At 43.1% G+C, this 17,112-nt stretch carries 13 protein-coding genes; 5 read left to right on the top strand and 8 right to left on the bottom strand.

Annotated elements, in window-relative coordinates:
• Positions 1-42: 42 nt before the first annotated feature.
• The 3 genes from DMB45_RS02220 to DMB45_RS02210 all read left to right on the top strand — a co-directional run bounded on the left by DMB45_RS02220 (position 43) and on the right by DMB45_RS02210 (position 3,717).
• Positions 43-1,353, top strand: coding sequence for an anaerobic C4-dicarboxylate transporter family protein (locus DMB45_RS02220; protein WP_041504044.1), 1,311 nt, complete (start codon positions 43-45; stop codon positions 1,351-1,353).
• A 38-nt stretch (positions 1,354-1,391) separates the two neighbouring features.
• Positions 1,392-2,453, top strand: coding sequence for an L-asparaginase 2 (ansB, locus tag DMB45_RS02215; RefSeq protein ID WP_041503691.1), 1,062 nt, complete (start codon positions 1,392-1,394; stop codon positions 2,451-2,453).
• Positions 2,454-2,541: 88 nt separating this feature from the next.
• Positions 2,542-3,717, top strand: a complete 1,176-nt coding sequence (locus DMB45_RS02210; RefSeq protein ID WP_041503692.1) for a porin — start codon at positions 2,542-2,544, stop codon at positions 3,715-3,717.
• 109 nt (positions 3,718-3,826) lie between these two features.
• Here DMB45_RS02210 and DMB45_RS02205 read toward each other — a convergent pair whose 3' ends face one another.
• From DMB45_RS02205 to DMB45_RS02190, 4 genes are all read right to left on the bottom strand, one after another.
• Entirely contained in the window at positions 3,827-6,133 is a 2,307-nt protein-coding gene (locus DMB45_RS02205) for an ABC transporter permease (RefSeq protein WP_041503693.1), read from the bottom strand.
• A gap of 230 nt (positions 6,134-6,363) precedes the next feature.
• Entirely contained in the window at positions 6,364-6,744 is a 381-nt protein-coding gene (locus tag DMB45_RS15110) for a golvesin C-terminal-like domain-containing protein (RefSeq protein ID WP_449415970.1), read from the bottom strand.
• A gap of 16 nt (positions 6,745-6,760) precedes the next feature.
• Positions 6,761-9,586, bottom strand: coding sequence for an ABC transporter permease/M1 family aminopeptidase (locus DMB45_RS02195; RefSeq protein WP_110688389.1), 2,826 nt, complete (start codon positions 9,584-9,586; stop codon positions 6,761-6,763).
• A 66-nt stretch (positions 9,587-9,652) separates the two neighbouring features.
• Positions 9,653-10,063, bottom strand: coding sequence for a fibronectin type III domain-containing protein (locus DMB45_RS02190; RefSeq protein WP_041503695.1), 411 nt, complete (start codon positions 10,061-10,063; stop codon positions 9,653-9,655).
• Between the two features lie 106 nt (positions 10,064-10,169).
• Here DMB45_RS02190 and DMB45_RS02185 point away from each other — a divergent pair, with 106 nt between their 5' ends.
• On the top strand, positions 10,170-11,282 hold the full coding sequence (locus tag DMB45_RS02185) for a hypothetical protein (protein WP_236684950.1): 1,113 nt from the start codon (positions 10,170-10,172) through the stop codon (positions 11,280-11,282).
• A gap of 307 nt (positions 11,283-11,589) precedes the next feature.
• Positions 11,590-12,777, top strand: a complete 1,188-nt coding sequence (locus DMB45_RS02180; protein WP_041504913.1) for a porin — start codon at positions 11,590-11,592, stop codon at positions 12,775-12,777.
• Between the two features lie 183 nt (positions 12,778-12,960).
• Here DMB45_RS02180 and DMB45_RS02175 read toward each other — a convergent pair whose 3' ends face one another.
• From DMB45_RS02175 to DMB45_RS02160, 4 genes are all read right to left on the bottom strand, one after another.
• On the bottom strand, positions 12,961-13,758 hold the full coding sequence (locus tag DMB45_RS02175) for a nitrilase-related carbon-nitrogen hydrolase (RefSeq protein ID WP_052634668.1): 798 nt from the start codon (positions 13,756-13,758) through the stop codon (positions 12,961-12,963).
• Between the two features lie 21 nt (positions 13,759-13,779).
• Complete coding sequence (locus DMB45_RS02170) at positions 13,780-15,528, bottom strand: aconitase family protein (RefSeq protein ID WP_041503704.1); 1,749 nt, start codon at positions 15,526-15,528, stop codon at positions 13,780-13,782.
• A gap of 6 nt (positions 15,529-15,534) precedes the next feature.
• The gene (locus DMB45_RS02165; protein WP_316929911.1) at positions 15,535-16,284 is read right to left on the bottom strand and encodes a copper homeostasis protein CutC; all 750 of its coding nucleotides are present in this window, start codon (positions 16,282-16,284) and stop codon (positions 15,535-15,537) included.
• Positions 16,285-16,483: 199 nt separating this feature from the next.
• The gene (locus tag DMB45_RS02160; protein WP_235375075.1) at positions 16,484-17,083 is read right to left on the bottom strand and encodes a GNAT family N-acetyltransferase; all 600 of its coding nucleotides are present in this window, start codon (positions 17,081-17,083) and stop codon (positions 16,484-16,486) included.
• Positions 17,084-17,112: the final 29 nt, after the last annotated feature.

Raw genomic sequence — 17,112 nt, 5'->3', positions numbered from 1 at the left:
TTATGTGTCGATAATCGGTTAATGACAGAAAATTTAAATGAGATGATTTTACAATTAGCATTCGTTTTAACAGCTATCATTGTCGGAGCCCGCCTTGGAGGTATCGGGCTTGGCGTCATGGGTGGTATCGGACTAGGAATTCTTACTTTCGTTTTCGGCTTACAACCGACGGCCCCTCCCATCGATGTAATGTTGATGATTGTGGCCGTAATATCCGCGGCGGCCTGTATGCAAGCTGCCGGAGGATTGGATCTTATGGTAAAAGTAGCCGAAAGATTACTCCGTAAAAATCCGGCCCACGTAACCATTTTAAGTCCCCTGGTAACTTACATTTTTACGTTCATCGCCGGAACAGGTCACGTGGCTTATTCCGTACTGCCGGTAATCGCAGAGGTCGCCACGGAAACCAAGATCCGACCCGAACGTCCTTTGGGAATTGCGGTCATAGCCTCCCAACAGGCTATCACGGCCAGCCCTATATCCGCGGCGACGGTTGCACTATTAGGATTATTGGCAGGATATGACATTTCTCTGTTCGATATTCTGAAAGTCACGATTCCCGCAACCTTGATCGGAGTATTGACAGGAGCGATCTATTCCATGCGGGTTGGAAAAGAGCTGGTGGATGATCCGGAATACCAAAAACGATTGGCCGACGGAGAATTTTCCAATAAAAAATACCAAACCCAGGATGTAAAAAATAAAAGAAACGCCAGCATATCCGTATTCGTCTTTATTATAGCTACGGTATTTATCGTACTCTTTGGCTCTTTCGACAGTTTCCGTCCCTCCTATTTGATCGACGGAGAAACCGTCATTCTCGATATGCCTTCAATCATCGAAATCCTAATGTTGACAGCAGCAGCTTTAATACTCATGTTAACGAAAACCAACGGCTTAAAAGCCGCACAGGGTTCCGTGTTCTCCGCCGGCATGCAGGCCGTTGTCGCAATTTTCGGTATCGCGTGGATGGGTGATACTTTCCTGCAAGGAAATATGACAGAACTAAAAAGCTCCATTGAAGGAATCGTTACCCAAATGCCCTGGTTATTCGGAATCGCCCTTTTCGCCATGTCTATTTTGCTTTATAGCCAGGCCGCGACGGTAAGAGCCTTTATGCCCTTAGGAATCGCTTTAGGCATATCTCCTTATATGTTAATCGCCATGTTCCCGGCCGTAAACGGCTATTTCTTCATACCTAACTATCCGACCGTCGTTGCAGCTATTAACTTCGACAGAACGGGAACAACTCATATCGGAAAATACATATTAAATCATTCATTTATGATGCCCGGTCTTATCGCCACGGTTGTCGCCGTGGGACTCGGCCTGTTATTTGTCCAAATTTTTTAATAAACATAGCTTAATCGTTTAACTAAAATTGAGAAATCATGAAAATGTTAAAAAGAATCAGTTTGGTGATAGCCTTAGCGCTATTCTCGGTTGCAACCGTATTTGCACAAAAATTACCGAACATCCACATTCTTGCCACGGGAGGTACGATCGCAGGTACAGGATCTTCCAGTACGGGAACGAATTACACGGCCGGTCAAGTTGCCATTGGCACCCTGCTTTCTGCCGTTCCTGAAATTCAGAAAATTGCCAATGTTACCGGTGAACAAATCGTAAAGATCGGTTCTCAGGATATGACAGACGACGTGTGGTTAAAATTAGCCAAAACCATTAACACTTTATTGGCCAGAAAAGATATCGACGGTATTGTGATCACTCACGGGACCGATACGATGGAAGAGACAGCCTTTTTCTTGAACCTGACCGTAAAAAGCAATAAGCCGGTAGTATTGGTCGGAGCCATGCGTCCTTCCACGGCATTAAGTGCTGACGGACCGTTGAATCTTTACAATGCCGTCGTTGTGGCCGGTGCGAAAGAATCCATGGGCAAAGGCGTATTGGTAGCCATGAACGGCATCATTTTGGGAGCTCAAAGTGTACTGAAAATGAATACCATTGACGTACAAACATTCCAGGCCCCTAATGCAGGTCCCCTCGGATACATCTACAATGGAAAAGTTTTCTATAACCAAAGTCCGTTGAAAAAACACACCACGCAATCTATTTTCGATGTAACCAACTTAAATTCTCTTCCGAAAGTAGGTATCGTTTACAGTTATTCAAATATGGAAGGCGATGTCGTAAAAATGATGGCTAATAGCGGATATAAAGGAATTATTCATGCCGGTTTAGGAAATGGCAACATCCATAAGAATGTATTCCCGGAATTGATTAACGCACGTAAAAAAGGTATACTTGTCGTTCGCTCAACCAGAGTTCCGACAGGTCCTACTACCTTAGATGCCGAAGTAGATGATAATCAATACCAATTCATTGCTTCTCAGGAATTGAATCCTCAGAAATCAAGAATTTTACTGATGCTCGCCTTAACAAAAACCAACGACTGGAAGACGATCCAAGAATATTTCAACGAATATTAATCTGATTCTTTTATAAAGATAAACACCCCGGCATACAAGCCGTAAAAAGAATGTTGCCGGGGTATAAACCAAAAGAAAACGCTATCTTATGAAAAAAATAGTATTATTAGTATTGGTAATGGGTTGCGTACAAGGACTTTTTGCCCAAAGTACATCCAACGAGAAAACGCTTTTCGAAAGGGTTTCCAAAATCGAAAAGAAAGTAGACTGGTTCCACCTTTATTTGAACATGCAAGGAACATTCAACGCCAATTTTAACTACGAAGGTGTAAACGGACTTCAACAGGCTGCTTTCAAAATGAACCAATTGCGTATCGAGGCCAAAGGCAATGTTACACCGTGGTTATCTTACCGCTGGAGACAACGTCTGAACCGGGGAAGCGGTAACGGAAGCACGAATATCGATAATATGCCGACCTCTATCGACATTGCCGGAATCGGAGTAAGACTGAACGATCAGTTTTCTTTTTTTGCCGGTAAGCAATGTACCGTTTACGGAGGTATCGAATTTGACCTCAATCCGATCGAGATCTACGAGTATTGCGATATGATCGAATACATGAGTAACTTCATGACCGGATTGAATATCGCCTTCCAGGCCAACGAAAACCACCAAATCCAGTTTCAGATTTTGGACAGCAGAAACGGTTCAGTAGAAGAGACTTACGGTGATATCAACGAAGTAGGTATCGGTAACGGCCGGGCCCCGCTCGTGTATACCTTAAACTGGAACGGTAATTTCTTCGACGGAGCCTTCAAAACCCGTTGGTCTGCCTCCATCATGAGTGAAGCTGAAAAAAAACAGATGTATTATTACGCTTTGGGTAATGAATTAACCTTGGGTGATTTCAATATGTATTTCGACTTTATGTATTCTGACGAAGATTTGGATCGTAAAGGAATCATGACCGACATTTTAGGCGGAAGAAACAACCTGGACAACCACGTGGCCTTCAATGCCAAATACATGTCGATGGTAGCCAAATTCAACTACCGCGTGGCACCGAAATGGAACGTTTTCATCAAAGGAATGTACGAAACGGCCTCCATATTCAAAGCTACGGACGGAATTGAAAAAGGTAAATATCGTACTTCTTACGGTTATTTGGCAGGTGTGGAATACTATCCGATGGAAAGCAATCTGCATTTCTTCGCTAACTTTACCGGACGTTCTTATAACTTCACACACCGCGCAGCAGGTTACAATAATTACGATACTCAACGGGTATCCGTTGGATTCATTTACCAGTTACCGATGTTCTAATATAAAAAAATCCGGCAGATTCGAACTGCCGGATTTTTTAATCCAACCCGAAATCGTTTATCCTCCCTCCGATCAATTAATCACCCGATCACTTAATCATCTATTCGGATTATTCGCTTTTCAGCGAATGCACCGGATTAAGAGTTGCCGCTTTGTAACTTTGCCAACCCACCATCAATAAGGCCACGATACAAGCAAAAACACCGGCGACAACAAATATCCACCAACTAATCCCGATTCGGTATACATACCCGGATAACCAGTAGTCCGTCGCCCACCAACCGATCGGACAAGCAATCACGAAAGCAAACAGAATCCACCGGAGAAAACCGGATATCAACATCCTCAGTACTTCCCGGATCGAAGCTCCGTTTACCCGGCGTAAGCCGATCTCCCGCAATCGTTGTTGAATAAAATAAGTGGACATAGCCAATATACCCATCATGCTCAACATAACGGCTAACAAACAAAAAATACCTACCAAAGAAGCGGTACGTTCGCCCTCTTTGTACCACAAATTAATTCTATCGTCCAAGAAACCGGAACCATAAGGACGTCCTTCGATGAATTTCGCGTACACGCTCTTTACCCGTTCATATGCCTTTATCGGGTTTCCGGTAACCCTCACCAGAATCAAAGATCTGCCAAATCTATTACCGAACGACACCTCTAACGGCCCCATCGCCTCTTTAAATCCGGCGAAATGAAAATCATCCATAATCCCCAAGATGGGAATAAGCCGCCCATTCCGTTTGTATGAAGTAGGTTCACCTTCCAGTTCCAGGTTTTTTACGGCCGTACGATTCAGATAAACCCCCGGACCCGTTATCCCGGTAGGAGTCACCGGTATATTGAAAACAGAAAAGAAGGCCGTATCCGTACAATAAACGGTAAAACCGATCCACTTACCTTCGGATTCAAACGTGTTGTTATCTCCCCAAAAACCGGGAGCTCCCGAAGAGAAAGTACAGCTTTTTACTTCCGGCAATTGAGATAATTCGCTTCTGAATCCGGCATCCTGGCCATAATTTATCCTGTTCGTCAACCAAATAACGTTCTCTTTGTCAAAACCCAAATAATAATTTCGCATATAATCCGTTTGTCCCCGAATCACCAAGGTGCCGATAATTAAAACGATCGTCACTACAAATTGGAAACAGATCAATACCTTACCGTACACGCTCTTGCTCTTCCGGTGAAACATCCCTTTAACCACCTCCACGGAATTAAAACGGGTAACCATCCAGGCAGGCATAATGCCGGCAACGATACCCGTCAAAACGACAAATCCCAGAATACCGATAAGATTAAAAAGAGAGAAATGGTCTTTGATAGATATTTCAGTCTCCAACAAGGTATTGAACAAAGGCTCCATACTTACAGCCAATATCGCAGCTATGATAAAAGCAAGCATGCAAAGCCAAACGGACTCTCCGATAAACTGTTTGTAAAGATTGGTGTTACCAGCCCCCAGCATTTTTTTCACGGCAGCCTCCTTCGCCCGAAATCCGGCACGGGCCATCGACAGATTGTTGTAATTAATCAATGCCAAAAGAAAAATAATAACCACAATTGCCGTCAATATACTGACCAACACTTTACTGTTTCCGTGGGTAGCGACCCCGTCATATTCGCTGAAATAAATATCCTGTAAAGGTTGCAAATCGAAAATTTTCGCCCTACCCGACTTATAAATCCAATAACTCTCCTTAAAATCAGTCAATATTCGGGGAATCTTCGAGATCAAATCGGTACCCGGTTTAGTCAAAAAATAGAGTCCGAAAGAGTTGTTATCATTGTTTTTCAATAGTTCCGGACTCCCCCACATACGAGCAAGATACTCAAAGTTAACCACGGCATCACAAGCGTTAAAATGAGTATTTTTCGGCAAATCTTCCATGATCCCGGTTACCTTCAACCGGTGCTGTTCATCGAGTTCCACCTCCTGTCCGAGAGCCGATCCGTTTCCGAACAGCTTTCTTGCATAAGAGCGGGTTAAAACAATACTTTGAGCCGTACACAATACTTCATCCGGATCTCCCTCCAACAAACGAAAAGAGAAAATATTAAAAAAAGAGGAATCCGCCATAAGAATATTTATGTCCGACTTCTGCCCCTGTTCGTCGGTAACAATTACATTTTGCTGAAAGATTCGGGTATACGATTCGATTTCCGGATATTTTGAAGCCAACTCCCCTCCCACCAAAGTGCCGAAATAAGAACCGTAATCGGCAATCGCCCTGTAAATCCTATCCTTCTTACTATGGAAATTATCTACCGACAGTTCCTGATGAATATATACGCTCAACAAGATAACAAAAGCCATGGAAAAGGCAAAACCCGAAACGGTGATAGCAGTATAGAGCTTATTTCTCTGCAGGTTTCTAAAAAATATTTTTAAATTCGATAAATTCATACGGATTATTTTTAGTCCAAAGAGAATTATCAACCCTTATGCCATAAAAACAACCTGTTTATTGCCAACAAGGTACGCTCGAACGGTTCTCTTATCCTATCAAAAAATCATACAACGAGTGTATGATTTTTTGTCACTATCCCTTTCTCTCAAAATCTCGATTTCGAAAAAAACAAAGATAAAGCGTATTATGATCCGAAGATTCATCTCATAACATTAAATTTTCATTATTACTTTAGCTTTACCCATTTAACGGCGTCGGCCACGACTAATTGGGCATACTTCAACCCGCCATCACTTTCGATAGGAGGAACTCCCCGGTCATCCAACACGACACGGGATGCACCTGCCGGTAAGGAAAAGGTACCCAGGGATAACCATGCCGGATCGCCTTTTTGAACTTCTAAGACGATTTCTTCCTTTCCCCCTGAAGTGTAGACGGTATAGTAGTTTTTCATCCCCGGGTAATCGGTTGTATATTGATCTATGTTCTGTGTCTCTACATGAGGCCGATGGATAAATATCTCGTATTTGCCTGCTTCCGGAAGACTTGCCGTCCATTCGGCCTTGAATTGTCCCGTGCCGACGGCTTTTGTAAAAGCGCTCCGAATATACTCGCCGTAAGCCTTATTTAATCCATTTTCTAAGGCTGGCCCCCCCCCAGGCGTTAGCCTTAATATTACAACCTGCGAAAAAGTATTCTTGATTGTCCTCGCTTTTGATCAGATCCGCCAATCGTTTCCGGTTGTTTGCCGAATCGGTCAACTGGAAGTTCTCGTCCTCGTTGTCCACGACAATCTCCCTCGGGGGGTAGAATTGATCCCTATCGAGCGGGATAACCCCTTCTTTGGGTACAGGACCCGACAAGGGTGACTCCCCCCTATTCAATAAAATATTTTTCGGTAAATTGCCCGAGTAGTTCGTGGTTAATTTCAGGGAATATCTCAAGTTTTCATGAACGACGATTCGTTTACATCCCCCGGGTTCGATCCGGTAACCCCGGCAATTTACGATCGTCTCTTCCCCGCTTTGCGTCCAACCGCGTGTAATGACCGAAACGATACCTTCCGTTTCACTGAAATTGCCGACCTTGAAATCGATGACTTGTATCTCTTTTGCCGTTTTACAGGAGAGATCTTTTATCGATAACAGGGGAAGTTGACGACTCGCGTACCACTCGTCCATGTATTCCTTGATGTTCTGCCCGAAACGCCGTTCGAACTCCTCGACAAACGAGTCGAAGTCCGCTTCCCGGAAACGGGCACGCTCGCTAAATTCCCGTGTAAACCGGGTCAGGGAGTCCCAGGTGGTAATCGTCGTGAGGTAACCCAATAAATGAGAAACTTTTAATGAAATGGCGATGCTTTGCTCCGGGCTATACCCTTCCGTGATGACCCCTTCCAATCCTTTTTCCACGATACGATTCAATATTTTCGGCGTTATATTTAATCTGACTTCTTCCGGCTGTATCATTTGATTGAATATCAAGTCCATCCCCCTATACCGGTCGGAGGTTATACTTCGATTGTGGTCCGTGAAAATATAACCCGTGTTTACCCGATCCAAGTAATAGGGCATATCGTTGTACAGCATGTATTCCTGTACACTCATGTCTTTGGGAGACCTCCCGGAAAGAGTACCGGGTTTTCTATGGGTCTTCGTGCAAAATCGTTCCTCGAAAAACGCTATTTCCGGTTGAATGTTATCGCTGAACGGCACACTGTTCAGAAAAGATACTGGAACCTCGACCAGCTTGAAATAGTGAAAGGGGTAAGGATTGGGCTTACCCTCCTCGATGATAGCTTTGCATCGATTAAATATCCTCGTTAAATTTCTCTCCCGCTCCGGGTTGTCTTCTTCCAACTCCTCCCACTCATCGAGGAATTTCAGATAAAAATCATTTCCCGGGTAAGTGTAAAACTCGACGGTAAGAGAATCGACGGTGATCGCTCTTTTCTCGTATTTCCCGATACAAAGGCTTAACCCCGTCAGGTTTTGTAGATTATGGAACGTGACCTTATCTCCCTCACTCGTCGGTTTGCCTTGCGATAAAACGGTCATATCCCCCGGTTTCTTGACATGGAGGGTGTAATCCGTGAAATCGGTCTCACTGGACGCCTGCAACCCGACCGGGGCAACCGCCATCGGGTACCACATCAATGGCGGCAAAAGCAAAGTGTATTTACCCGATACAAAAGCCGAACGCTTGCCGTAATTTTCTCCGCGGGAACTATACATGACGGGAGAAAAGAAATCCTCGTCCGGAATGTTTACCTGGTAAATATCCTCGTCGATACATCCCTCGTACTCCATCTCTATCTCGATATTTTCCCCGGGAGCCAGGGGACGCTCGATAACGATCACCTGCCGATCCCTGTGAAAGGAAAGGTTTTGTCCCCCGGATTCAATCCTGCCGATCTTTAATCCCGGGTTTAAAAAGAGCAGAAGCCGATCCATTGTTACTTTTTTCCGGTTTTGGATCTTCATCCGGCTTGTTGCCGAGAAATTATCTCCCATAGGTCGATAAGTGATATCGTGCTCGAGTACCCGTGCCTTGGGGTATTCATCGTATTTAAGAAAGACCGCACGGTATTCGATTCTATTTTTAAAACGGGTTCGAAACTTTTCAATATAGAAAAACCCGAGACCTATAGCAATTACTAAAAACAGGGAGGCCGGAACGATAAAATAGCGTCTTCGGCCGGGAACACCGGGAAGTCTCTTCGTGAACAAAACGGCAAAATAGAGAAAACTTGTTCCCAATAGTAAAAAAACCCCCCGCTGAAGCAGATAATCCCCGAGATGCATGAATCCAACGATAGTGGAAAAAGAGTCAGGCAACAGACTTCCCCGGAAATCAAGTATCCCGTGAAGAGGTGTCGTCAGGTAAGTGTACGCGAAATAGAGAAAAGCTAACAGGATAAGCCAACTGACAAACGGGTATTTGACTAACCTGTTCACGATCAAGGAGAGCCCGGTGATAAAAATAAGCGTGGGTAACACGTACGTGAGAAGATAAAAAAGATTTACCAGGGGGTTTACAGGCGAGTCTGGCATGAACATGTTGATAAACACGCAAATAATCATGAAAATAACATCGATTACTAAAAATGGGATAAAAATTCCTAAGGATTCCCCGAGGAAAGATCGGCCGTTACCGATAGGTCGCACGGAAAAGACCTCCCGGGTTTCCGCTTTTTTCCGCTTTCTATGAATATCACAGGCTATAAAGGTGACGATCACGGATTGAAACAGGTTTAAAAAGTAAATCCCGCGTAAAGGAATGGAAGAAGCGAACGCGATATCCCACCACACGACACGATGAATATCCCACGGGATCAGAATGCCTGACGTGTATCCCAATAGCCCGAGGATAAAGAGGTAAAATAACCAGCTTCTTTTTACTAACTTGCTCTCGTAAAATATAGCGGTTTTAAGGGCTGTCGTTTCCATAATCGTAAGTTTAAATCCCGAATAATCATAATATGGATTATTCGGGATTTTTTATTTCTTGATATTTTACTTCGACGGGTGTGGATCTTCAAATGTCACTTCATTGGACTCCTTTGACGGCTTACTTGCTCCATATTTATTTCTAGCTATAACACGAAATATTGCCGTATATCCTTCAATCATATCACTAACGGTATGTTCAGTCGTATAAGACGTACCCTTATCTTCCCATCTGGAGAAAAAGCCATCATACTGACCTTCAATAATATAACACATAATCGGTGACCCTCCATCATTTCGGGGTGCTTCATATCTTAATAGACATCCGGTAGTCGATACCTCAACAGCAATGGGCTTCCCCGGAGGATCAGGAGGGCCAACAGTCAACCTTGCGCCAGCAAATACAATTGTCGTAACAGTCAAACCTAAACAGATAAACAAGAATGACTTTAAAGCATTTTTTCTAATCTTTTTCATGATTTTTCAATTTAAATATCAACATTAGATGTATTGGTTTGCAAAACTAATTATTATATTTATATTTGCAAAAAATTATTATTATATTTTTAAATATATCATAGTTATGACAATAAAAAATCAATTTTCATCAATTTTAATCGTTACATTTCTTCTTAGCTGCAATAGTGCAAAGAATTCGATTACCCCGATCTCGAATATAGATGAAGATTTTCCCGTTACCGAAAAATTAGAATTTAAGCCCTTTAAAAAATATGACATTTTTGAAAGAGGGGGCTGCGTGATCGATGATTCTGTACTTTGGCATTTCGAAAGAGGAAAACAGGATTTCGGCTCCTGTTATGACTTAAACACGGGAGAGAAATTAGCCGTAATTGCTTCGAGAGGAAATGCGGCCAATGAATTAGCCGAGTTAGAGTGGTTTAACATGGTGGGTGATTCTGTTCTACTTTACGCAAATCGAAACACGATAAAAACCTTTGCTATAAAAGATATCGTAAGTAATATGCCTGCGGGAGAGAGAGAATTTTCCGTGACCACCTCTCCGGATAGTATTTTGGCATCTCGAATGACCAAACTTCCCAATGGTTCTGCCCTCGCGACAATACGTCCGGTCTTATTTTACGATATAGGAAAAAGAAACGAGATCAATAAAAAATCGGTTGTTGTATTTGACAATAACAAAGCAAACGCTTACGAAACCATAATCTATGATAGTTTTGATATCGAGAAAGCAAAAGGAGAGCAATTAGCCGCAAACGATCTGATAAAATACGCTTACGCCCAAGGTTCTATTGCCGTAAAAAATAATGATACGGCTGTTTTTTCCGTGAATCATCAATTCATAATGTACACGTTCGACATTAACAATGGAAATGTCGTAAACGAAAAAAGATACACGAAGATACAACGCAAGGACGGGAAGGAAGCGTCGTTTACTACCATAAACGACAGGAATCTGAGTATCGGTGCAATGAAAGTTACCGACAAATACATTTTATGCGGGGTTGACGGTTATTTGAGTGAAAAAGACAAAGAATCAGGACTACGGAAAAAAGCGATATTCGTGTTCGACTGGAATTTAAACCCGATCAAAAAGTTCGAGTTGCCCAATAGGAAAAAAGGCTATTATACGATATCCAATGATTGTAGTTCGGTATACTTCTGCGAGTATAACGAGGAGGGTCTAACGCTGTATAAAGCGGATTTAACGATTTAAATAGAGATGTACGAGATTATAAATTAACCCTTTTAGGGTCGGTCGTCGTTTCTACCATTGTAAGTTTAAATTCCGAATAATCATGACATGGATTAGTCGGGATTTTTTATTTCTTGATATTTTTGCAATCAATAAGGATCTTCAAATTTTATGAGATTACAAACCTTCGACGGCCGACTCCCCTGTTTTATTCGAATAGCCCACTCTCCTTACAGGAAGGTCGATTTATTTTGCAAAAGAGGAATATAGTATTATTTTTGCGGCCTTTAATTGAACTTTACCAAAAACACGTTAAACAGAATTATTCATGAAAATCGCCTTGTTTATTATTTTGCTGTCGTTATTTTTTTCCCGAAGTCATTCACAAACCCTTCTATCGCATCTATCGGAACAAGACTCTCTGTCCGGAAAATCTTTATTTGAAGTGGTCAGCGGCATGGAAAAGAAGACCGATTATTTCAATCTCTCCATACTCATGCAGGTAGGATTCAACGCTAACTTCAAAGGCGATCGGCTCGAGCAAGCCGCATTCAAAATGAAAGAGTTCCGTATCGATGCCCGCGGAAAAATCACCCCCTGGCTCTCCTATCGATGGCGTCAACGCCTGAATCGGGAAAATACCCCGGCCGAACTGGATAACCTTCCCCTCTCCATCGATTACGCCATGATCGATCTCAAATTTTCGGACCGCTTCTCTTTTAAAATAGGTAAACAGGCTGCCGCATACGGCGGATTCGAATACGACCTCGATCCCCACGAAATTTACCAGTATAGCGATATGATCGATTATATGTATTTCGACTTTATGACCGGGGTAACCGGAATATATCAATTTAACGCGAATCAACAAATTCAGGTTCAAATCGTCAATAGTCGTTGCAGCTCTTTAGAAGAACTCTACGGGGTGTTACCGGAAGGAATCGAGAAAAGTAAGTTTCCGTTAGCCTATACCCTAAACTGGAACGGCTGCTTTTTCGATAACAAATGGGCTACCCGCTGGTCCTTTTCTCTACTGAATCAAGCCCGCAACACTCGTAGTCTCTACTACGTCTTAGGAAATCAACTGAACCTCGGTAAATTGAATATCTATATAGATTTTACACTTTCGGACGAAGAGTTGGACAGCCGGGAAATCATTTCCGATATCACCCGTACGGAAACAAATCCCAGTTGCGCAGAGTATACCAGGTATCAATCCTACGTGACTAAACTCAACTACCGTTTCCGGCCGCGTTGGAATCTGTTTGTAAAAGGAATGTACGAAACAGCCTCTGTGTACAAACAAAACCGGAACCGGGAAAAAGGGAAATACCAGACTTCATACGGTTATTTCGGAGGAGTCGAGTTCTATCCCGCGAAAGAAAACCTCCGTTTCTATTTGGCTTACATCGGACGTTCTTACAAATACACGAATAGAGCAAAACAATTCGGTACAAAGGATTATTCAACCACACAACTTTCTTTAGGCTTAATCTATAATCTTCCCCTTTTTTAATAACAGAAAGATAGAATGATCGGGAGATTGAGGGATATAATGATTAGGTGATTGGGAGATTAGGTGATTGGGAGATTGGGTGATTAAAAAGATTGACGATGTAGATTAAAATAAGGCATTCGATTTACAATCAGAAGATTCAAATTAAATCACAGAATCAATAAATCATTGAACCACAAAATTCTAATTATCAATATCGACCCAAACAATTTCGTCGGTAAAATCACGGCACTCTCCCAACACCTTCCCATCGGGATTCAATACCCGTGATCCACCGGCATATTTCAATCCGTTTGGATCAGTACCGCAACAATTTACACCCGCGATATACGCTTTGTTTTCTACGGCCCGTTCCCGCAACAAGGTCTCCCAATCTTTTTGACGAGACTCCGGCCAATTGGCTACATAAACAGCCATATCGTAACCTTCCGTATTTTTACTCCATTCCGGAAAACGCAAATCATAACATATATAAGTGGCTATTTTATACCCTTTGTATTCAAAAAACAACTGCTTCTCTCCCGGAGTATAACCGCCCATTCTAAAACAATTATGTTTGTCGTAAAAACGACAGATACCGTCCGGAAAAGCCACGATCAATCGATTATAAAATTTCCCATTTTCATCGTACACCGTCGATCCCATAAGTAAGGCTCCCGTACGGGCAGACCATTGTTTCAGAGAATCCGTAACGCGAGTAAAATAAGAAGCGATCCGTACTTTTTCACTTAAAGACTCCTGTTTATCCCTCTTCTTCATCAGACATCCGGAAGCAAATAATTCGGGTAAGATAATCACATCCCCTTTCTTGCTTTGCGATATCCTCCTGCTAAATGCTTTTAAATTCTCTTCAACATCTCCCCAAGCCAGAGAAGCTTGTACCAAACCGACTCTTAAGCCGCTTTTTTGTCGAACTTGTTGTGCTTTTATCTCCCCACACCAACTCAAACATAAACACAGAATACATAATCGAAATATCATAATAAAACTATTGTATACTTATCAACTAATTTTTTTTCCAAGAAATCCGAAAAAAAGCGGGTCTACTTCCGGTAAAATATATTCCCGGTTATTCAGGTATACTTTCCCGGCTTCCATATCCAAAGTCAATTGATCGCCGGACGTATAGTCTTTCGCCACCTCCCGATTTATGATAATGTACAGCCCGTGATTCATTGCCATACGATAAAAATTACGGTTAACCGACTTCACTATGATTAAGCGTATTCCTACTGCCATCAATCCCGTCACGGCATGTTTGATCAATCCGCCGCATCCGAAATTTTCCCCGGCAACAATCAGATCTCCCGGTTTTACCTCCACGGAAAAATTCATATCCAACCCGGCAAAAAGAGCCGGTTTAATCAAATCCGTCTGCTCATGCGTTATCTTATAAGTCAATTTCTCGGAAAATATCTGTCGACAAGAGATATTATCTATATCGGAATAGTTCCAAACGGCCGCTCTCCTGCGATAGTCATACCCTTCTATACACCTTTGTTCTTCGGGCTTGGGCCTGCATTTAAATTCGGCACCCTGAAAATGAATTACGGTCGACAATTCTCCCCGCATGGCGGTCATGGCCACCGTTACCGGAGAAGCCACGTATTTCTTTACACCCGATGTTGCCGTATTCCCGATAAAATAACTATTGGTCGTCGAAATTAAACGACTGTTGTCGGCAGAAGCCATATGCCCTACACTTAAACAAGGACCACAACTGGCACCCAGAATAACAGCTCCGGCACGGGACAATATATCGATAACGCCCTCTTCGATGGCCTGTAAATAAATAGCCCGGGAAGCCGGAACAATAAAAAGCTGAAAATGATCAGCCACATGTTTTCCGTCCAATATCATCGCCGCCAACCTCAAATCTTCCAAACGACCGGCAGCGCATCCTCCTATCAGTCCTTGTTGTATTTTAATACCCTCGATTTCGTTCACTCCCCTGATCTCTCCCTTTACCGTATCCAACACCAACGGGAACACTTTTGCCAAATCGATTTCGATATACCTGACATAATTTGCCCCCTTATCCGCCCATATTCCGCGGACAGCAGGTTCTCCAAAATAATCAGCCAATACGTCGTCAGGCGGAAAAACAGAACACTCGATACCCATTTCCGTGGATACATTGGCTATCGTCATCCGATCGGCAATAGACAAACTTCCCACACCGTCTCCATGGTACTCGACGATCTGTCCGTTTACCTCTATTTCACTCAGTATTCCCATAATCCACAAAGCCAAATCCTTCGCCACAACACCATCGGACAAGCTGTTTTTTAAAACAATCTTTATGGTCTCGGGAACCCTGAACCATATCTTCCCCGTTTTCCACAAAGCCGCGGTCTCCGTCTTATTCACACCCATGGCAAAACAGTTAAAAGCCCCGGCTGTAGCCATATGACTGTCGCTTCCCGTGATTAACATCCCCGGCTTTACAATATCTGCCAGCACCTGGTGGCAAATGCCCCGGTCGCAATCGTAGAAACGTTCTATATGTTGTTCTTCCACAAAATTGCGAATAGAATTATATTCGTTGATCATTTCATTCGTCAATCCGGATACTTTTCCATCCAGCACAATAACCAATTGATTCGGACAATACACGTCTTCCCCTCCCATTCGTTCGAATATCCTACGGATCCGGGCCGAGTTATCATGGCTTAAAACATAATCCGGTTCCCGAACAACAATACTCCCGACAGGTGCATTCAATATTTTCTCTACAAATGTACGTTCCATAATTTATTAATTTATCAATTTGACTACAGCCTCTATTTTTTCAATATCGCTATAATATTCTTCGTACTCGGAAATACCGGAAACCCCTCCCATTGATACCCTCGGGTTACGATAAATCATCTTACTATCTCTATGATTTTTGCCGCTCATGTGCAACGCATCCACCCCGGTTTTTGCTATACGCGGGGCATTCGTAGCGTTGACGCCGGATCCGGCCATAATTTTTATCCTTCCCTTTGCCAAATCGACTAAACGCCGGATACCCTCTTTTCCTCTCTCCGCGTCACTCTCCCCTCCCGATGTCAATACCCGGTAACAACCGGCTCGGATCACCTCTTCCAACGCCTCTTCCATATCTCTGACCATATCTATCGCCCGATGGAAAGTTACCTTCAAAGGAGCGGCATACTCCACTAACCCCCTCGTTCGTTCCGTATCCACCCGGCCGTCTGCCGACAAAATACCCAAAACGACCCCATCCGCACGGCAAGATTTGGCATAAAGAATCTCCTCTTTCATCTGTTGAAATTCTAAATCGGAATAGAAAAAATCTCCTCCCCGCGGCCGGATCATTACGTACAATTCGATGGACAATAACTCTCTCGCCATTCGGATGGCAGCAGCCGGCGGAGTCAATCCCCCGTCATACATAGCCGTACACAATTCCACCCGATCCGCCCCCGCCATTTGCGCATTCAAACAGGATTCCAATGAATAAGCACAAACCTCAACTTCCACTTTATGTTCCATATCCATACCCAATATCAATTAGATTATAAAAATAAACCTTTATTCCGTTCTATTCAAATAATCCACAAAGAAATTCATACGGAACCGGAGAAAACAGACCTACGCCTATAAACAATACGAGTACCGATCCGAGGTACATGACGATACTTATCGTAGTTTCATACGCTACCATAAACGTTCATACCGTTTCATCGCCTTCTAAAAATCAGGAACGCAGTATACTGTAATAATAGAAATCGATTACCCTACCGTTTTTCACAGCCGCTTTATGCAACACGGCTTCCAAGGTATATCCCACCTTTTCCAGAACATGCATGGAAGACCGATTGAAATCGAATACCAGGGCATACAACTTCTGAAAAGGGAATGTCTCAAAAGCATATTCCGTAACCGCTTTTATAACCTTAGGCATGATTCCTTTCCCCCAATAAGCTTCTCCCAGCCAATATCCGATCTCGGCCGTTATCCTTTCAATATCGCCTTCGGAACCGAAACCTATACTACCGACCGCTCTGCCTTCGATCTCAATGGCAAAGCGCATGGGAGGTCCCGGCAACAAATGGACCATGCTGATGTAATCGAAAGCATCCTGTTTCGTGTAAGGATGCGGAAAATGATCCATCACATTATTCCATACTTTCACATTATTTGCATTTTCTGCCAAGGAATTACAATCGGAGAAACGCCACTCTCTCAACACAAATCCGTCTCCTTCAAGGCGCACGGGACGTGCTTCTTTCGGTAATAATAAAGTTTCCCTCCCGGAACACATCGACGAAGGAAAATCACCTGCATCTGTTTTCATAATCGCAAGATTCCTTTCAGAATCTTCCT

The sequence above is a fragment of the Sanguibacteroides justesenii genome (genome assembly GCF_003204205.1).
Taxonomy (GTDB): Bacteria; Bacteroidota; Bacteroidia; order Bacteroidales; family Marinifilaceae; genus Gabonibacter; species Gabonibacter massiliensis.
This window is presented reverse-complemented; position numbering and strand designations above follow the sequence as displayed.